The 19,491-nt window shown below is 64.7% G+C and carries 15 protein-coding genes; 8 read left to right on the forward strand and 7 right to left on the reverse strand.

The features are described 5' to 3' along the window. Window positions 1-189: 189 nt before the first annotated feature. Window positions 190-444, reverse strand: a complete 255-nt coding sequence (locus C8J45_RS08025; protein ID WP_107962750.1) for a DUF6356 family protein — start codon at window positions 442-444, stop codon at window positions 190-192. Window positions 445-469: 25 nt separating this feature from the next. Then, entirely contained in the window at window positions 470-1,867 is a 1,398-nt protein-coding gene (locus tag C8J45_RS08030; protein ID WP_107962751.1) for a glutamate ligase domain-containing protein, read from the reverse strand. Window positions 1,868-1,919: 52 nt separating this feature from the next. On the opposite strand from C8J45_RS08030, the gene C8J45_RS08035 reads away from it, so the two are divergent. From C8J45_RS08035 to C8J45_RS08050, 4 genes are all read left to right on the forward strand, one after another. Beyond that, on the forward strand, window positions 1,920-2,735 hold the full coding sequence (locus C8J45_RS08035) for an LD-carboxypeptidase (RefSeq protein WP_107962752.1): 816 nt from the start codon (window positions 1,920-1,922) through the stop codon (window positions 2,733-2,735). A gap of 75 nt (window positions 2,736-2,810) precedes the next feature. Further along, on the forward strand, window positions 2,811-4,802 hold the full coding sequence (gene thrS, locus C8J45_RS08040; RefSeq protein WP_107962753.1) for a threonine--tRNA ligase: 1,992 nt from the start codon (window positions 2,811-2,813) through the stop codon (window positions 4,800-4,802). A 98-nt stretch (window positions 4,803-4,900) separates the two neighbouring features. After that, on the forward strand, window positions 4,901-5,431 hold the full coding sequence (infC, locus tag C8J45_RS08045; RefSeq protein ID WP_031396176.1) for a translation initiation factor IF-3: 531 nt from the start codon (window positions 4,901-4,903) through the stop codon (window positions 5,429-5,431). A gap of 555 nt (window positions 5,432-5,986) precedes the next feature. Continuing rightward, window positions 5,987-8,938 (forward strand): TonB-dependent receptor, encoded by a 2,952-nt coding sequence (locus C8J45_RS08050; protein ID WP_107962990.1) that lies wholly within the window; start codon window positions 5,987-5,989, stop codon window positions 8,936-8,938. Window positions 8,939-9,111: 173 nt separating this feature from the next. Here the strand turns inward: C8J45_RS08050 and C8J45_RS08055 are convergent, their stop codons facing one another. Further along, on the reverse strand, window positions 9,112-11,859 hold the full coding sequence (locus C8J45_RS08055) for a [protein-PII] uridylyltransferase (protein ID WP_107962754.1): 2,748 nt from the start codon (window positions 11,857-11,859) through the stop codon (window positions 9,112-9,114). Window positions 11,860-11,950: 91 nt separating this feature from the next. On the opposite strand from C8J45_RS08055, the gene C8J45_RS08060 reads away from it, so the two are divergent. Further along, window positions 11,951-13,240: a homoserine dehydrogenase gene (locus C8J45_RS08060; protein WP_107962755.1), complete on the forward strand. Its 1,290-nt coding sequence runs from the start codon at window positions 11,951-11,953 to the stop codon at window positions 13,238-13,240. A 182-nt stretch (window positions 13,241-13,422) separates the two neighbouring features. Here the strand turns inward: C8J45_RS08060 and C8J45_RS08065 are convergent, their stop codons facing one another. The 4 genes from C8J45_RS08065 to C8J45_RS08080 form a co-directional block, all read right to left on the reverse strand. Next, the gene (locus C8J45_RS08065) at window positions 13,423-13,851 is read right to left on the reverse strand and encodes a hypothetical protein (protein ID WP_107962756.1); all 429 of its coding nucleotides are present in this window, start codon (window positions 13,849-13,851) and stop codon (window positions 13,423-13,425) included. 10 nt (window positions 13,852-13,861) lie between these two features. After that, the gene (locus tag C8J45_RS08070) at window positions 13,862-14,197 is read right to left on the reverse strand and encodes a hypothetical protein (RefSeq protein ID WP_107962757.1); all 336 of its coding nucleotides are present in this window, start codon (window positions 14,195-14,197) and stop codon (window positions 13,862-13,864) included. A 55-nt stretch (window positions 14,198-14,252) separates the two neighbouring features. After that, window positions 14,253-14,684, reverse strand: coding sequence for a CoA-binding protein (locus C8J45_RS08075; RefSeq protein ID WP_107962758.1), 432 nt, complete (start codon window positions 14,682-14,684; stop codon window positions 14,253-14,255). A gap of 98 nt (window positions 14,685-14,782) precedes the next feature. Then, the gene (locus tag C8J45_RS08080) at window positions 14,783-15,733 is read right to left on the reverse strand and encodes an Mrp/NBP35 family ATP-binding protein (protein WP_107962759.1); all 951 of its coding nucleotides are present in this window, start codon (window positions 15,731-15,733) and stop codon (window positions 14,783-14,785) included. Window positions 15,734-15,803: 70 nt separating this feature from the next. Here C8J45_RS08080 and hflK point away from each other — a divergent pair, with 70 nt between their 5' ends. From hflK to C8J45_RS08095, 3 genes are all read left to right on the forward strand, one after another. Then, window positions 15,804-16,937 carry a protease modulator HflK gene (hflK, locus tag C8J45_RS08085; protein WP_107962760.1) on the forward strand — a complete coding sequence of 378 codons (1,134 nt, stop codon included), beginning with the start codon at window positions 15,804-15,806 and terminating at the stop codon, window positions 16,935-16,937. Further along, window positions 16,934-17,800, forward strand: coding sequence for a protease modulator HflC (gene hflC, locus C8J45_RS08090; protein ID WP_258191363.1), 867 nt, complete (start codon window positions 16,934-16,936; stop codon window positions 17,798-17,800). Before hflK ends, hflC begins: the two co-directional genes overlap by 4 nt. 102 nt (window positions 17,801-17,902) lie before the next feature. After that, window positions 17,903-19,459 carry a Do family serine endopeptidase gene (locus C8J45_RS08095; protein WP_107962761.1) on the forward strand — a complete coding sequence of 519 codons (1,557 nt, stop codon included), beginning with the start codon at window positions 17,903-17,905 and terminating at the stop codon, window positions 19,457-19,459. Window positions 19,460-19,491 lie beyond the last annotated feature (32 nt).

Raw genomic sequence — 19,491 nt, forward strand, 5'->3', positions numbered from 1 at the left:
AAAGGGAACTTGTCATTATGCCTAGGCAGAGTCAATCACGCTTTACATGTCCGCGCTTTCCTTCTCCGCCGGGAAGAGATGGTACGGAGGGTGACGGAGGGGGATGACGCGGGCCAGACGTGGCCGCAAACGCGTCCTGGGTGTGACTTTATCATAACCTTTGGAAACCAGCGGGCTCCCCGGCACAGGTCAGATGATGAATTCGACCGTCTTCATCTGCGTCTGATCGGCCGCCACGGCGCCGCGCTTAAGCACCATCTGGCGGTGCAGTTCGGCGACCGTGTCGCTCCCGCGGGTCTTGCACAGCGCCGGCACGAACGCGTGGACCAGCGCACCGAGGCCGCCCTTGATCATCGTCATACCGAAGCGCCCGGCGACACCGAAATGCTCGACATAGCTCTCCCCGACGGTGGCAGGGTGGTCGAGGAACAGGCGGCGGAACATGGGCAGTCTCCTGTCCTGCCCTGTATCAGGTAGCGGCCAAGGCGTCGACCATTCCCGCCGCCAGCACGCTCAGCGTGTCGTCGCGCGCGCCCATCACCACGATCCGGTCGCCCGGCCGCGCCTCCGCGACCAGCGCCGCGGCGGCCTCTGCGCGGTCGGCGATATGCCGCGCGTCACGACCACCCTCGACGATCTGCCCGACGATGTCCGCGCTGGTGACCTCCCGCGCGACCGTGCCGCCGTAATAGGCAGGGTCGGGCAGGACGAGCACGTCGTCTTCCGCCATCCGCTCGACGAACGTAGCGACCAGCTCGCGCCCCATGACCTTCAACGGCCCATAGCCATGCGGCTGGAAGAAAAGGAGCAGCCGCCCCGGAAACGCATGCAGCGTATCCAGCGTCGCCGCGATCTTGTCCGGGTTGTGCCCGAAATCGTCGATCACCGCGACGCCACCGGCCTCGCCAACGAGGTCGAAGCGACGGCGCAAGCCCGTGAACCCAGCAATCGCCTTAACCGCATCGGCCAACGATACGTCCGCTGCCATCGCCGCCCCGATTGCTGCGAGCGCGTTCGCGACGTTGTGGCGCCCAGGCGCCGCCAGCTTCACCGGCGTCCGAACGCCGCGCGAGACTATGTCGAAGCGGATCGCGAACGGCTCCGGCTTCAAATTCTCGGCCCGCAGATCGGCAGACGCATCAATCGCAAACGTCGTGACCTTTCCCCGCGGCAGCCGCGAGGCGAGTGCCGCCGCATCGGGATCGTTCGCGTTCACCACCGCCGTCTCGGCCTTGGCGATGAAGTCCCCGAACAGCACGCGCAGTTCCTCCAGCGACTTGTGGTCGAGGCTGACATTGTTGAGCACCGCGATCTTCGGCGCATACCCGGCGATCGACCCGTCGCTCTCGTCGACCTCGCTGACGAACGCCTCGCCTTCTCCGACGAGCGCGCTGGCGAACGGGGCGTCAGGCGTGGCGAAGTTCTTCATCACCGCCCCGTTCATGACCGTCGGATCGCGCCCGACGGCGTGAAGGATCCAGCCGATCATCCCGGTGACGGTCGACTTGCCGCTCGTCCCCGCCACCCCGATCGGCAGGCGGCTATCGTTGAACAACGACGCTAGCATTGCCGCACGGGTCGAGCGGGTGCAGCCGAGTGCGTCGGCCGCAATCATGTCCGGCACGGTGGCCTCGATCGCCGCCGAGGCAATGACGAGCTGGTCGGCCGAGACGATCCCGCTGCCGTCCTGCGGGAATAGCGCGACGCCCTTCGCCGCGAGGTCGTCGAACTTGGCAGGCACACGGCCCTGGTCGAGGTTGCGGTCCGAGCCGGCGACGGTCGCGCCACGGCCGGCGAGGATCATCGCGAGCGGCATCATGCCGCTGCCGCCGATGCCAACGAAGAAACAGGGTTTGCTGATATCCATCGGCCCGCGATATGGGCGGTTTGGTAACGGGGCAAGGTCGGGAACACGAACAATGCGCATCGGTGTCCTCGCCGCGTCGAGCCGGACCAATCCCGCGGCGATTGCCAAGATCACCGCCTACGCGGCGACTGCGTTCCCGGAGGTCGAACTCGTCTTCCACCCGCAATGCCTGGAGACCGACGGCCACTTCGCCGGCTCCGATTTTCGCCGCGCGGCTGCATTCCTCGAATATGCCAACGATCCCACGTTCGACGCGATCTGGTTCCTGCGCGGAGGCTACGGGTCGAACCGGATCCTGGCGATGGTCATGCCCGAACTCGGCCGCGCAGCGCGGCACAAGACGTATCTCGGCTATTCCGACGTCGGCTTCCTGCTCGGCGCGCTCTACGCCCGGCGGATCGGCATTTCGGTGCACGGCCCGATGGTCAGCGACATCAACCGCCACGACGGCGAAGCTACGGTGGCGCGATCCCTCGGCTGGATGGTGCGCGGTGACAGGGCGGGGCTGGAGCCGGGACTGAACGGGCAACCGTCGGCCGCGTTCAACCTCAGCATCCTCACCTCGCTGATCGGTACGCCTTGGCTGCCCGACCTGACCGACCACGTCCTGATCGTCGAGGAGGTGTCCGAGCCCCTGTACGCGATCGACCGCATGCTGTTCAAAGTCGCCAACGCCACGCAGTTGAAGGGCATCGCCGGACTCCGCCTCGGTGCCGTGACCGCGGTCCAGGAGAACGATCCACCCTGGGGCGAGACGCTCGACTACATGATGGTCCGCTGGTCGCGCGACATGGGCGTGCCGTATCTCGGCCGCGCGGAGGTCGGCCACACGCAGGCAAACCATGTCGTCCCGTTCGGGGTGGCGTGACGTTCGACGCCGGCTTGCCTATATAGGGTGTGCGACGGCATAAGCCGCGCCTCTTCCAACACCAGAAAGTCCTCCATGTCCGCCATGTTCCGAATCACGCTGCCCGACGGTTCCGTCCGCGAGGTTGCGCCCGGGACTACCCCCGCGGATGTCGCCGCCGCGATCGGGCCGGGCCTCGCCAAGGCCGCGCTTGCCGCGCGCATCGACGGTCAGGTGCGCGATCTCAACCGGCCGTTCGAGGGCGATACCGCACTCGCGCTGGTGACCGCACGCGACGAGGCGGATGCACTCGAGCTCGTCCGCCACGATCTCGCGCACGTCATGGCCGAAGCGGTGCAGCACCTCTTCCCCGGCACGCAGATCACGTTCGGTCCCGCCACCGACGATGGCTTCTATTACGACTTCGCGCCGAAGGACCGCCCGTTCACCGAGGAGGACCTGCCCGCGATCGAAGCCGAGATGCGCGCGATCATCGCCCGGAACGAGCCGTTCCTGCGCGAGGTCTGGTCGCGTCAACAACTGATCGACCGCTGGACGCAGCAGGGCGAGAGCTTCAAGGCCGAATGGGCCGCCGAACTCCCCGAGGGCGAGGAGCTGACGATCTACCGGCAGGGCGAGTGGCTCGACATGTGCCGCGGGCCGCACATGGCTTCGACCGGCAAGCTCGACCCCGCTGCGTTCAAGCTGACGCGCGTCAGCGGTGCGTATTGGCGCGGCGACCAGAAGAACGCGATGCTAAGCCGCATCTACGGCACCGGCTGGCTTAACAAGAAACAGCTCGACCAGCATCTCTTCCGTCTCGAGGAAGCCGCCAAGCGCGATCACCGCAAGATCGGCGCGGAGATGGACCTGTTCCACCTCCAGTCCGAAGCACAGGGCTCGGTGTTCTGGCATCCCAAGGGCTTCGTGCTCTGGCGCCAGATGGAGGCGTATATGCGCCGCCGTCTCGATGCCGCCGACTATGCCGAGGTCAAGACCCCGCAGCTGATGGACGCCAAGCAGTGGGAGCAGTCGGGCCATTGGGGCAAGTACCGGGAGAACATGTTCGTCGTGCCCGACGAGATCCCGAACGTCGAGGACGAGGGCGCCGTGTTGTCGGGCGAAGGCGACCTGATGGCGCTGAAGCCGATGAACTGCCCTGCGCACGTGCTGATCTTCAAGCAGGGGATCAAGTCGTACCGCGACCTGCCGATCCGGATGGCCGAGTTCGGCTGCTGCCACCGCAACGAGCCGCATGGCGCGCTGCACGGCATCATGCGCGTCCGCCAGTTCACGCAGGACGACGCGCATATCTTCGTCCGCGAGGACCAGCTGGTCGAGGAGGTGCGCAAGTTCTGCGAACTGCTCGACAGCGTCTACAAGGACCTCGGTTTCGACGACTACGCGGTAAAGCTCGCGCTGCGTCCCGAGAAGCGGTTCGGCGAAGATTCGATGTGGGACAAGGCGGAGGCGGAGCTGCGCGAGGCAGTGATGCAGTCTGGCCTGAGCGACACGATCAAGGCGAACTTCGAGGAACTGCCGGGTGAGGGCGCCTTCTATGCGCCGAAGCTCGAATTCCACCTGACCGACGCGATCGGCCGGACGTGGCAGGTCGGCACGATCCAGTCGGATCGCGTGCTGCCCGAAAGACTCGACGCGTCGTACGTGGGCGCGGACGGCGAGCGGCATCGCCCGGTGATGCTGCACCGCGCGATCCTCGGCACGTTCGAGCGCTTCATCGGCATCCTGATCGAGCATCATGCCGGCCGCTTCCCGCTTTGGCTCGCGCCGGTGCAGGCAGTCATCGCGACGATCGTGTCGGATGCCGACGATTATGCGCTGGAAGTTGCGGCGAAGCTGAAGGCGGCGGGCATTCGCGTCGAAACTGATCTCCGCAACGAGAAGATCAACTACAAGGTGCGCGAGCACAGCCTGGCGAAGGTGCCGAACCTGCTGGTTGTCGGCAAGCGCGAGGCCGAGGAGGGCAAGGTCGCGCTGCGCACGCTCGGCAGCCAGGCCCAGACCATCCTGACGCTCGACGAGGCGATCGCGCGTCTTGCGGACGAGGCTCGCGCACCCGATATGTGATCCAACGGGGCCGGCTTTCCGAGCGCGGGTTTCTGCGCTATACGCCGGCCCAAATATTGTCAGAAACTTCAGGAGCAAACCCCATACGTCCTCCCACGATGCGCCGGCCGATGCAGACGCCCGCAATGAACGGCCCGCGATTCAACGAATTCATCCAGAGCCAGAAGGTCCGCGTGATCGATCACGAGGGCGAGAATCTGGGCGTGATGTACACGCGCGAAGCGATCGAGCAGGCAGCCGAGCATGGCCTCGACCTGGTCGAAGTGTCGCCTAACGCCGATCCGCCCGTCGCCAAGTTCCTCGATGTCGGCAAGTTCAAGTACGAGGCGCAGAAGAAGGCGAACCTCGCACGCAAGTCGCAGAAGACGCAGGAGATCAAGGAGATCAAGATGCGTCCGAACATCGACGACCATGACTACGACACGAAGATGAAGAAGGTGAACGACTTCATCGGCGAGGGCGACAAGGTCAAGATCACGCTGCGCTTCCGCGGTCGCGAACTCAGCCACGGCCAGCTCGGCATGAACCTGTTGAAGCGCGTTCAGGACGACGTCGCGGAGATCGCCAAGATCGAGGCGTACCCCCGTATGGAAGGCCGCCAGATGCTGATGGTGCTCGCACCTAAGTAACGACGACAAGGGCTTTGCCCTCAGCGATGTGAGCCTCGAGGCTGGTCGGTCCAATGGGACTGGCCAGCCTTTTTCACGTTTTGGGTTGCTCATGGCGCTCCAGCCAAATGGCGGCTCCGTCGGCCATCCTCCTGGCAGGCAAAGGAGCGCCCTGCGTGCCACCCGGCTATGGAAGCAGCGGAGCTAGCTCGTCTGGAGGGCGACCCCGCTCAACACGATGCCCAGTTAGAGTAGACGCGAATAACTGCGGCGGCCCTCCCTTGCCGCGTCAGTGCGCTCGCCCCTGGCGTTTGCCAAACGAGCGTGCCTCTTATTCGGACGCTAAAACGCAGGGCGCCTCTTCGATAGAGAGGTGCGCTCGGCCCCACCGCTCTCCCAAACAGTTGCGATTTGAAACTAGGGTTTGGTCTATGTCGCTGTGTGGCGTTTTTGAGACACGATGTTCAAAAATCTCTTTCCGTATGCGGAAATTACTAGACGTAGGAACGGAGATATCTCTATCTAACGTCCAAACCATAAATTCGAAAAATTCGAATGTTCAGGGAGAGAATGCCGATGCGTATGACCGCATATCTGTTGTCCGCCGTTGCGACCGCGGCGATCGTCACGCCGGCATTCGCGCAGCAGGCGACTAGCACCGTCGAAGCGCAGGCTTCTCCATCGCAGGGTACCGCCAACGCGTCGGTCGCTGGCCAGACCAGCGCTGCGACCGATGCCGACACCACGCAGGCGGCTAGCGCGAGTGCCGCGGCGGATGACGGTCGGAACGCCAGCGACATCGTCATCACCGCAACGCGTCGCTCCGAGCGTCTGTCGAACGTGCCCATCGCGGTTTCCGCAGTCGGTCAGGAAGCGTTGCAGAATTCGGGCGGCAGCGACATCCGCTCGCTTAACCAGCTTGCGCCGTCTTTGCTCATCTCGTCGACGGGTAATGAATCCAACGCCTCTGCCCGTATTCGCGGAATCGGTACGGTCGGTGACAATCCCGGCCTCGAAAGCTCGGTCGCGGTGTTCATCGACGGCGTCTATCGTAGCCGTACCGGTGTCGGCCTCAACGAGCTGGGCGAGATCGACCGCGTCGAAGTGCTTCGCGGACCGCAGGGTACGTTGTTCGGTCGCAATGCATCCGCCGGCCTGATCAACATCATCACGCGCTCGCCCGAGTTCGACTGGCACGGCAACGCCGAGGCGACCTATGGCAATTACGATCAGAAGCGCCTCGCCGGCGGCATCACCGGCCCGCTGATCGCCGACAAGCTCGCCTTCCGCGTCGACGGTGTTTATGTGAACCGCGACGGTTTCTACAAGAATGTCACGGCGGCCAATGGCAGTGAGAGCCGCGTCAACGATCGCGATCGTTACTTCGTCCGCGGCCAGTTGTTGTTCAAGCCGACCGATACCTTGAGCTTCCGCCTGATCGGCGATTATTCGCACCGCAAGGAAAGCTGCTGCGGCGCGGTCTACTACAATCAGGTCGAGACGACCGATCCAACGCCGAACGCGGCGGGCGTTGCGCCGTTCTTCGGAACCGTCAACACCGATGGCGCAGTGGTCAACAACGCCACGAACCGCATCGTCGACATCCTGCGTCGTCAGGGTGCGGTATTCCCACTGGCCGGCAACACGCCTGATCCGTTCAGCCGCGACGTCGCGATCACGCCGGGCCAGACCTTCCGGAATACGACCAAGGATTACGGCGGCTCGTTGCAGGCCGACTGGGATCTCGGCGGCGCGACGTTGACGTCGATCACGTCGTATCGCCAGTACAAGTCGGGTAATGCGGGCGATGTCGACTACACCAATGTCGATCTCACGCATCGCGCGTCGGACGGCAACGCCTACCGCCAGTTCAAGACGTTCACGCAGGAAGCGCGCCTCCAGGGTTCGCTGTTTAACGACAAGCTCGACTGGCTGGTCGGCGGTTTCTACTCGAACGAGAAGCTTAAGCTCGTCGATAACGTCGTCTTCGGCGCCCAATACGGGCAGTTCGCAGCCTGCCGTCTAGTTGCAAACGTTAGCCCAGCGCTTGCCGCACTGGGACAGAATTCGCCTGGATGTTTGAACAGCACCGTTGTGCTTCCCACGGGTGCGACCTCGCGTCAGACTGTATCCGGTGCGTTTGGCGGAGCTGCCGGAGCAGGTGGTCTTATCACTGCTGCACTCGATCGTCTGACCGGTGGTCCAGGTCTCGGTGGCGGGGTCAACAATGTCGGCGATTCCGGCTCGATCTACCGGCAGAAGAGCGAGAACTACGCGTTCTTCACGCACAACATCCTGCATCTGACCGATACGTTGTCGCTGACCGGCGGTCTTCGCTACACGCATGAAACGAAGAAGTTCAACGCGAAGTTCAACAACAACAACACGGTTTGCCCGATCCAGCAGGCGGCACTCGCGCCGCTGACACAGTCGCAGAGCGGCGCCACGGCGTTTGCGCAGGGTATCGTCACGTTGACGTGCACGGGTAACTCCAGCCCCGCACTCAACGCCCTGAACTTGAACGACAGCTTCGGCGACGGCGAATTTACCGGCACGGCGGTCCTGTCGTGGAAGCCGTTCACCAAGTTGCTGACCTATGCGTCCTACGCCAAGGGCTACAAGGCGGGTGGCTACAATCTCGATCGATCGGATCTTGGCGGTGTAAACGGTGTGCTGACACCGCGCACCAACGCCGATGCACCCGGCCTGCGCTTCAACGCCGAAAAGGTGAACAATTACGAGATCGGTGCGAAGTTCAACACGCGTGGGTTCACGTTCAATGTCGCCGCGTTCCGTGAAGAGTTCACCGACTTCCAGCTCAACACGTTCAACGGCTCGATCTTCGTCGTTCAGAACATCGAGGCGTGTAAGGACAATCTCAACGGGCTCGACAGGGACAACGGCTTCAACCCCGTTACTGGGGCGCAGACCGGGACATGCCCGACGAACCGCTCGAAGAAGCCAGGCGTGATCTCGCAGGGCGTCGAACTGGAAGCGACGATGTCGCCGATCAAGCAGGTCACGTTCACCGCAGGCTACACCTATGCCGACACGCATTTCCGCAAGAACCTGATCGGCAGCTCGACCACCGGCGAGGCACTCGACCGGGCACTCTTCCTGCTGCCGGGTAGCCAGTTGTCCAACGCGCCCAAGAACGTCGTCACCACGTCGTTCGCGTGGACTCCGGATATCGGTGCTAACGGCATGTCGGGTCTGTTCTACGTCGATAGCCGCCTGTCATCCGACTATAATACGGGATCGGACCTGGCCCCTGAAAAGAAGCAGGACGGCTTCGCGGTGGTCAACGCGCGCGTCGGCTTGCGCGGCAAGGATCAGGTCTGGGCGCTCGAATTCTGGGCGCAGAACGTGTTCAACAAGAACTACATCCAGGTCGCGTTCAACACGCCGTTCCAGGGTGCGGGGTCTTCGGCCAACGTTGCAGCCTATGGCGGCACCGGCAACGCGCTCTACTCGGCGTTCCTCGCCGAGCCACGCACCTACGGCCTGACGCTGCGCTCGCGCTTCTGATCGGGTGATTGTGTGAAAAAGCCGGCCCGCAGTTCGCTGCGGGCCGGCTTTTCCGTGGCGAGAGGCATAGCTCTCACACTCCTTCGTTCTTCCGCTAATGCGGGAGTCCAGGATACCAAGCGCTGCGTTCCTTTACCCTGGGCTTCCGCTTTCGCGGGAGAACGCATTGGCGCTTACGCCGCCAGATCGATCTCTTCACCCGCCGCGGCTGCCAGCAGCCGTCGCTCCAACGTCCTCAACCGCGCGGGCTGCGTGATCCGGTCGCCAGTCAGGTCGGTGATGTAGAACGTGTCGACCGCGCGCTCGCCGTACGTCGCGACATGCGCGGAGTGGATCGTCACTTTTGACTGGAACAGCGCATTCGCGAGTTGGTTAAGCAGCGCCGGTCGGTCACGCGCGTTCACTTCGACCACCGTGAACCGGTTCGATGCCTTGTTGTCGACCAGCGCATTCGGAACGATGTCGAACGCCTCCGCCCGCGTGCGGGGCAGGGGCTTCGCCACCAGCCGATCGGCGAGCTTGCCGCGGTTGGCGAGTGCATCCTCGATCGCGGTCTTCAGCCGTGAAAGCTGGCCGGACTCGTCGAACGGCCGCCCGAACGGGTCTTGGACGAGGAAATTATCGATCGCCATGCCGTCACGCGTCGTGTGGATGCGCGCATCGATGATGTTGCCGCCAGCGACATGGATTGCACCGGCGATGCGGTAGAACAGCCCCGGGTGATCGGCCGCGTAGATCGTCACCAAGGTCGCGCCACGCCCCGGATAGACATGGGCGTCGATCGCGAGTTGCGCATCGCCCGTGGTCGCAAGGAAACGAGCATTGTGCGCCAGCACATCCTCGGGTTCGGCGATCCAATAGGCCTCTGGGAGGCGGTGCACGAGCGTCGCGAAGGTTTCCTCGCTCCAGCCGAGTTCGTCTCGAAGATGCGCCTGCTTGGCCGCGATCCGCTCGGCACGCCCCTTCTGCTTGTGACCGAGCCGCAAGACCTCCTCCGCGGACTCGTACAGGTCGCCGAGCAACTGGCGTTTCCACCCGTTCCAGACACCTGGACCGACCGCCCGGATATCGACGATCGTCAACGTGAGCAGCAGGCGCAACCGCTCCGGGCTCTGCACCACATCGCAGAAATCGAGGATCGTCTTGAAGTCGCTGAGGTCGCGCTTGAAGGCGGTCGCCGACATCAGCAGATGCCACCGCACAAGCCAGGCGACAGTTTCCGTCTCGGCGGGCGTCAGGCCAAAGCGCGGGCAAAGCCGTTGCGCCACCTCCGCACCGAGGATCGAGTGATCGCCGCCACGCCCCTTGGCGATGTCGTGCAACAGCACCGCGACATACAGCGCACGCCGCGACACGATCTGCTCGAAGATCGCGCTGGCGAGCGGATGCTCCTCCTTCAACACGCCACTCTCGATCCGCGCGAGCAGGCCGATCGCGCGGATGGTGTGCTCGTCGACGGTGTAGTGGTGGTACATGTCGAACTGCATCTGCGCGACGACACGCGCGAAATCGGGCACGAAACGGCCGAACACGCCCGCCTCGTTCATCCACCGCAGCACCAGTTCGGGATCGCGCGGCGAGGTCAGCACGTCGAGGAACAGCGCGTTCGCGGTCGGGCTGTTGCGGACGTCGTCGACCAGCTTGGCGTCCCGTGCTGCCGCGCGCATCGCCAGCGGGTGGATCTCGACGCCGTGCTTGTCGGCGAGCTGGAAGATCTCGATTAGCCGTTCGGGATCGGCCTGGAAGAAGTCGTCGCTAGGCAGCGCCAGCCGTCCGCGATCGAGCACAAAACCATTGAGCTTCCGCGGCGAACGGCGGATCGTCGGCAAGCCGAAGCGCCGGCCGCGCGCTGCGAACTTCTCGTCGAGATGCGCGAGGAAGACGCCGCTGAGCGTGCCGACGGTTTTTGCCTGCAGGAAGTAGAACTGCATGAAGCGCTCGACCTTCGACTTGCCGGGGCGGTCGGAGAACCGCATCCGGTCGGCGATCTCGCGTTGCAGGTCGAACGTCAGACGGTCCTCCGCGCGGCCGGTGATGCTGTGCAGATGGCAGCGCACCGCCTGGAAGAAATTGTCGGCGCGGTGGAACAGCCGGTATTCGGCCTTGGTGAACAGCCCGACCTCGACCAGTTCGGCGGCGCGCTGGACGTCGTAGATGTATTTGCCGATCCAAAACAAAGCGTGAAGATCGCGCAGGCCGCCCTTGCCCTCCTTGACGTTGGGTTCGACGACATAGCGCGTGTCGCCCATCTTGCGGTGGCGCGCGTCGCGCTCGGCGAGCTTGTCGGCGATGAAGGTGCGCGCAGTGTCCGCCTGAACCTCGGTCTTGAAGCGGTGCGACGCCTGCTCGTACAGTTCGGTATCGCCGCAAACATAGCGTGCTTCGAGAAGCGCGGTGCGGACGGTGACGTCGCTCTTGGCCTGGCGGACCATCTCGTCGAGCGAGCGGCTGGACTGGCCCAGCTTTAGCCCGAGATCCCACAGCGCGTACAGCATCGATTCGATCACGCGCTCGGCCCAGGGCGTCTGCTTGCCGGGGGTGAGGAAGCCGATATCGACGTCCGAATGCGGCGCCATTTCCGCGCGGCCGTAACCACCGACCGCGATCACCGTCAGGCGCTCGCCGATCGTCGGGTTGGGCAGCGGGTACAGCCGCTGCGTGGTGAAATCGAACAGGATGCGGAGCAGCGCGTCGATCAGATACGCTTGCGCCCCTGACGCTTCGAGCCCGCGGGATGGATGTTCGACGAGGCGGCGTTCGACCTCGACCCGGCCTTTATCAAGCGCGGCCTTCAGAAGCGTGGTCGCTTCGCGGCGTAGCGCGGTGGGGTCGACCCCCTCCAACGCGGCAATCGTTTCGGCGACGGCGCGGCGATCGATGATCGTGCGACGGTTGGGGAGGTGATCGAAGCGGCCGGACATAGCGCCCAGATAGGGGCGCCGCGCGCGTGCGTCATCAGGATTGCGCAAACGTCCGCCGAAACGTAACCGGACGCGCGAGTGGAGGACGAAAATGAGCGAACCATTGCGCGTAGCCCTTGCTGGGCTGGGAACCGTCGGCGGCGGTGTGATCCGATTGCTGGATGCGAACCGCGAGTTGATTGCCAAGCGGGCCGGCCGGCCGATTGAGATCGTCGCGGTTTCCGCGCGAGATCGCGGCAAGGATCGCGGCGTCGACCTGTCGCGGTTCGCGTGGGTCGACGATACGACCGCACTGGCGAAACAGCCGGGTGCGGATGTCGTGGTCGAGCTGATCGGCGGATCGGACGGCCCCGCGTTGACCTTGGCGCGCAGCACGCTGGCGGCCGGGCGTAACTTCGTCACCGCGAACAAGGCGATGATCGCGCATCACGGGCTCGAACTCGCGCAAGCGGCAGAGGGCGCCGGGGTCGCGTTGAAGTTCGAGGCAGCGGTCGCGGGCGGCATTCCGGTCATCAAGGGGCTGCGGGAAGGCGCTGCGGCTAACGAGATCGCTCGCGTGTACGGCATTCTCAACGGCACCTGCAATTTCATCCTGTCGAAGATGGAATCGGAAGGCCGCGACTTTGCCGAGGTGCTCGCCGAAGCGCAGGCGCTCGGGTTCGCCGAGTCCGATCCAAGCTTCGACATCGACGGAGTCGACGCGGCGCACAAGCTGTCGATCCTCGCGGCGGTCGCGTTCGGGACTCAGCCGGCGTTCGACGACGTTGCGATCAGCGGCATCCGGCATCTGCTGGGCGCGGACATCGCAGAAGCGGCGGCTTTGGGTTACCGCGTCCGGCTGCTTGGGCTGGCGGAGGCGGGGGCGGACGGGCTGTTCCAGCGCGTGCATCCGCATCTGGTGCCGATCGATCATCCGCTGGCGCACGTCACCGGATCGCTGAACGCGGTCGTGGCGGAAGGCAATTTCGTCGGTCGCCTGTTGTTCCAGGGTGCGGGTGCGGGCGATGGTCCGACCGCAAGCGCCGTGGTCGCAGACCTGATCGACATCGCCCGCGGCGAGTTTGGACCTCCGTTCGCGATGCCGGTGGTCTCGCTCACGGCGGCACCTAAGGCGGACAGCGGCGAGCGACGCGGCCGCGCGTATCTCCGCTTTACCGTGGCGGACCGGGTCGGCGTGCTGGCCGAGATCGCGGCGGCGATGCGCGACGCGGGCGTCTCGATCGAAAGCCTGATCCAGCGCGGCGCGATCGCTGATGGTAGCGTGCTGGTGGCGATCGTGACTCACGAGAGCCCGGAACGCTCGATCGCGCAGGCGCTGGAGAAACTGCGCGGGTCGCAGAGTCTCGTAGGGCAGCCGATGTGGATGCATATCCTAGATTAATACTACTTATCCTCCCCTCCCGTTTAGGGAGGGGAGGACGTCTCTCTATCGGCAATCCGTCGTACCGATTGCGACTTCGCCCGTGTTCTTGACCAGCGAACAGCGATCTACAGCGGCGCGACGATCGGCGTAGCGGCAGGGAGGCCCGTGAAAGGGCGAAACGGGGCTATGCAGCCTTCCGCCTAGTTCACGGTACCGACGGGACCGTCGAGATCGATCGGCACGCGGCCGCGCTTGTCGGGTTTCTTGGCGAGGGCGCTTTTGATCAACCCTACTGCGGCCTTCGCGATTGGGGCGATCGGCGGGCCGAAGCCAACCTGGCATCCCCCCTGTCGAGCCGCACACGGCGTATCCGACAGATCGAGCGCGCGGACGGCGCTGAGGTTGGGGTTGGAGGCAACCGCGTGATCGGACGGGCCGCGATCGTCGCGCATCGGCAGCCGCGGCGTCGTCGTCGCGGATTTACCGCAGACGATGATCTCGTTGCCGTCCTGCGTCTGCGTCGCGCATGGATCGACGAGGATCGAGAAGTGTTCCGGCAAGGGCGGTGCCGCCGGGGCGGCGGTGTGGGCCGACACCTGAAGCAGCGTGGACAGGACTATTGCAAACATGATCAGGTCCTTACGGCGCAGGCTTGCGGAACGACGTGCCGTCTCCGCCGCCAACCGTCATGGTGACGCCCGCCATCCCGCCACCGACTTGGAATGGACCGAGATCGGCGAGCGGAGATGTGCGATGTAGTAGACGAGTACGTTCGTCGCGGACACTCTCGTGCTTGGGGTCGCCAGCGTCATGAACCAAGAACGGCACGCGATACCGGTCGGCGGTGCGCATCCCGCAGACCGTGATATCGGTCTCGTCGGCGCTCTGGATACAGGGTTGCTCGGCGGCCATCCGCGCCTTCGCAGTCGCCATCAGCGGGTCTTCGATCACCATCGACAGCAGCATCGCGAGCATCGGCGCCTCCCGGACAGGCTCGCAGACTGGCCGCGATCGCCGGTAAGGGCAAGCGTCATTGCTCGATCTTGGCGACCCCGAGCCGAGGGATGTCGATCGCCGGACACCGGTCCATCACCACTTTCAGCCCGGCAGCTTCCGCACGCGTCGCGGCCTCCTGGTTGACGACGCCGAGCTGCATCCAGACCGCCTTCGCCCCCGCCGCGATCGCCTGATCGACCGCTTCACCGGCGGCGGTCGAGTTGCGGAATATATCGACAATGTCGATCGGATCGCCGAGTTGCGACAGGTCGCGAAAGACGAACTCGCCGTGGATGTGCTCACCGGTGATCTGCGGATTGACCGGGATCACGCGGTACCCATGCGCCTGAAGCTTTGCCATCACGCCGTAGGAGGGGCGGTCGGGACGGTCGGAGGCGCCGATCATCGCGATCGTGCGGGCGCCTTCGAGTAGGGACTTGATGTCGGCATCGGCGGTCAACGGCATCGATGCTCTCCTGTCGGGGAAACCTGGTCCGCTCGTACCGCAACTCATCACGTCGGGTACGACCGGTAATCAGACAACGTGGATCAGGCCCGTGGGTTTCACAGTTTCCCGAGCCATGCGACGACCTGAGCCGCAATCGGCATGAACACCGTATCATCGGGGTTCGAGGCGGGCGGGGTGCCCGCATCGGAGGCGGTGCGGATCGAGATCGTCAGCGGCACGCGGCCGAGGAACGGGATGCCGAGTTCGCGTGCCGCCGCCTCCGCGCCGCCGTTGCCGAACGGGTCCGACGCCTCGCCGCAATGCGGGCAGATATAGCCGGCCATGTTCTCGACCAGCCCGATGATCGGGATGCCGGCCTTCTCGAACAGGTCGATCGCGCGGCGGGCGTCGATCAGCGCGAGATCCTGCGGGGTGGAGACGATGACCGCCCCCGCCGGTCGGTATTTCTGGACCATAGTCAGCTGGACGTCGCCGGTGCCGGGGGGGAGATCGAGCACAAGCGTATCGGTCACGCCCCAATCCGCCTCGACCAACTGGCCGAGCGCACCCGCCGCCATCGGCCCGCGCCACGCGATAGCCTTGCCCGGCTCGACGAGCTGGCCCATCGATAATAGCGGCACACCGTACGGGGTGGGGACGGGGTCGAGCACCTTGTCCTTGGCGGTCGGGCGGGTGCCCTCGACGTTCATCAGGCGGGGCTGCGACGGGCCGTAGATATCGGCGTCGACCAGCCCGACGCGGCGCCCCGCACGCGACATCGCGATGGCCAAGTTGGCGGCAAGCGTCGATTTGCCGACGCCGCCCTTGCCGCTGGCCACCGCGATGAGCCTCCGCGTGGAGCGTTCGGCCGTTACGGCGATCCGTACTTCGGAGATGCCGGGCTGGGTCGCGGCCATCCGCACGGTCGCCTCCAGCGCATCGCGCGCCTGCGGGTCGAGCTCGGTCGCATCGATGATGATACCAGCCCGGGTTCCCTCGAGCCGGACGGTCGCCCGCTTGCCCGCTACTGCAGCAACCGCCGCCTTTACGCCTTCGATGTCGATCATCCGCGCCAGATAGGGCCGCGAAGGCCGCTTGGCACTGTTTTTCCGCCAGCGCACACCTATAAAGGTTGGTATGACGATCTTCTCGCGCTGGTTCCAGCGCCCCGATATCCTCGCCACCGAAACACCGAAAGGCCCCTGGGGCGGCTCGGGCGACGACGGTAACAGCGGCCCACGCAATCCCTGGGCGCAACCTCCAGGTGGCCGCAAGCCTGCTGCCAAGCCCACCGCGCTCGACGAGTTCCTGCGGAAAGCGCGCGGATCGGGCGGCGGCGGTGGCGGCACGGGCGGCTTCGGCGGCCTGCCCTCGGGCGCCAACGCCCGCGCGCTGTGGGCGATCGGCGTCGCGATTATCGCGGTCGTGTGGATCCTTTTCACCTCGGTCCATCAGATCGGCCCGCAGCAGCGCGGCGTCGTCACCTATTTCGGCAAATACGCCGGCACGCTCGATCCGGGCGTTCGCCTGACGATGCCCGCGCCGATCGCCGACGTGACGGTGGTCGATGTGCAGAAGATCCGCACGGACAATTTTCCCGTCGGTGACGGCGAGAACCTGACGCTTACTGGCGACCAGAACATAATTGACTTGGCGTATTCGGTACGCTGGGACATCGCCGATCCGCGCGATTACGTGTTCCAGCTTGCAGAGCCGAACGAGACCGTCCGCGCCGCCGCCGAGAGCGCCATGCGCGCGGTGGTCGCCACGACGACGCTCGATCAGGCGATCGGAACTGGCCGTACCGTAATCGAGCAGCGTGTCGCCGAACTCACGCAGCAGATCCTCAACGACTATAAGTCGGGCGTCCGGATTCAGGGCGTTGCGATCAAGCAGGCCGCTGCGCCCGCGCGGATCGTCGAGGATTTCAACGCGGTCACCGCCTCGCAGCAAGAGGCGATCGCCAACCTCAACCAGTCGCGCTCGTATGCGCAGCAGGTCGTGGCACGCGCGCAGGGCGAGGCCGCGTCGTTCGACAAGGTCTACGAGCAGTACAAGCTCGCGCCGGAAGTGACGCGTCGCCGCATGTATTACGAGACGATGGAGGCGGTACTCGCCAAGAGCGACAAGACGATCGTTGAGACGCCGGGCGGTGTGGTGCCGTATCTTCCGCTGTCGAACGCCAAGCGCCTGCCGAATCCCGAGGTAGTCACGCCAGCGCCCGCCGCTGCCGCAGCGGCACCCCAAGCTCAACCTGGAGCTGCCCAGTGAACGTCGTGAGTTTCCGCAATCCGATCGTCGCCGGGATCATCGCTTTGTTGCTGGTGATCCTCGCCGCATCGACGTTCGCGATCGTGCCCGAGACCAAGCAGGCGGTGATCCTTCGCTTCGGCCAGCCGATCCGTACGGTCAACGCGTGGCAGCCGAACACGCCGTTCGGTCAGACCGGCGCCGGCCTGATTGCGCGCATTCCGTTCGTCGACCGGATCGTCTGGATCGACAAGCGCGTGCAGGATCTCGAACTCGACAACACGCTGGTGCTGTCGACCGACCAGCTCCGGCTTGAGGTCGATGCGTATGCGCGCTACCGGATCGTCGATCCGCGGAAGATGCGTAATGCGGTCGGTAGCGAGGACCGGATTCCCGATCAGCTTCGTCCGATCCTGGGCTCTGCGCTGCGTAACGAGCTGGGCAAGCGGCGCTTCGTCGAACTGCTCAGCCCCGAACGGTCGGAACTGATGGACAACATCCAGAAGGGTCTCCAGCGTGTCGCCAGCCAGTACGGTGTCGAGATCGTCGACGTCCGTATCAAGCAGGCGAACCTCCCCGTCGGTCTTCCGCTCGAAAGCGCGCTCAAGCGCATGTCGAGCGCTCGTCAGCAGGAGGCGATCACGATCCGTGCCGAGGGCCAGAAGCAGGCGCAGATCGTCCGTGCGCAGGCCGACGCGGATTCGGCGAAGATCTATGCCGAGAGCTTCGGCAAGGACGCCGATTTCTACGACTTCTACCGCGCGATGCAGTCGTATCGCCACACGTTCGGCGCGGATGGTGGCCCGGCACCGGAAGGATCGACCTCGATCATTCTTTCGCCGAACAACAGTTACCTGAGGGAATTCGAGGGCCGCGGGCGTTGAGCCTGCGGAACCTTTGAACCCCCGTTCATATTCAAGCATCATTCAGGACGGTGTCCCTACGGGATACCTGTTTCGATTGATGAAACGAGAGGACAACATCTAGTGCGTTACGCCTACGCCATTACCAGTGCTCTTCTCCTCGGCGGCGCGACCGCGACGCTCGCGCTCCAGCCGAGCGGCGCGCAGGTCGCGCAGAACGAACCCGGTGCGATCCAGGCGGTCTCGCCGAAACCCGGCGCGCCGATGAGCTTCGCCGACATGGTCGCGCGGCTCCAGCCTGCGGTCGTCAACATCTCGACCAAGCAGACGATCGTCCAGAAGCAGCAGGCCAATCCGTTCGCGGGCACGCCGTTCGGCGACCTGTTCGGCGGCATGGGCGGCGGTGGCCAGGGTGGCGCGCCGGTGAAGCGCGAAGGCGCCTCGCTCGGTTCGGGCTTCCTGATCTCGCCCGACGGCTATGTCGTAACCAACAACCATGTGATCTCGCCTGGAGCGCAGGGTGCGACGGTCGACTCGATCACCGTGACGCTCAGCGACAAGAAGGAATATGTCGCCAAGGTCATCGGCAAGGATCAGGACTCGGATCTGGCGCTGCTGAAGATCGATGCGGCCAACCTGCCGTTCGTGAAGTTCGGTGATTCGAACGGCGCGCGCGTCGGCGACTGGGTCGTCGCGATCGGCGAACCGTTCGGGCTTGGCGGCACCGTCACCGCGGGTATCGTCTCGGCGATCAACCGCGTCACGGGTCAGGGCGGCGCGTATGATCGCTTCATCCAGACTGACGCATCGATCAACCAGGGCAACTCGGGTGGCCCGATGTTCGATCTGAACGGCAACGTGATCGGCGTGAACTCGCAGATCTTCAGCCAGTCGGGCGGCAACATCGGCATTGGCTTCGCGATTCCCGCAGCCGTCGCCAAGCCGATCATCGCGACCTTCATGAAGGGCGGGACGATCGAGCGCGGTTACATCGGCGTGCAATTAGGTCGTAGCGGCCCGATTGACGAGGATACGGCGGCAGCGCTTGGTATCGCCAAGAACTCAGGCGAGCTGATTAACGACGTGACTGCCGGCGGTCCTTCGGCGAAGGCTGGCGTACGTGCCGGTGACGTCGTGACCAAGGTCAACGGTACGCCGGTGACCGCCGAACAGTCGCTGTCCTACCTCGTCTCTAACGTGAAGCCTGGTCAGACCGCGCGTCTCGACATCCTGCGTAACGGCAAGCCGGTGGTTGCCAACGTGGTCGTCGTACCGCGGCCCAGCGCAGATAAGCTGGCGGCAGTGGTCGGCGGCGATGCGCAGGGCTTCGGCACCGACGACGGCGATGATGGCGACGATTCCGCCACCCCCGCCGCACCGACGGCAGGCGCAGCGCTCGGGATCGGCGTCCAGCCGCTGACCCCGGCTATCGCGCAGGCGGTGGGCGTCGAGGCAGGTACGCAGGGTGTCGTGATCGCCGTGGTCGCGCAGACCAGCGATGCGTTCGGCAAGCTGAAGCGCGGCGACGTCATCATCTCGGTCAACGGCACCCCCGTCCGCACCGCGGTCGACGTCCAGAACGCGGTCAACGTTGCCAAGGCGGCTGGTCGCCCGCAGGTCCTGTTGCAGGTCAAGCGTGGACGTACCCCGGCGCAGTTCCTGCCGGTCAAGATCAAGTAATCCACGACCGACACGATCGATTATAAAGGACC

This window comes from Sphingomonas sp. PP-CE-3G-477 (assembly GCF_003050745.1).
Lineage (GTDB): Bacteria > Pseudomonadota > Alphaproteobacteria > Sphingomonadales > Sphingomonadaceae > Sphingomonas.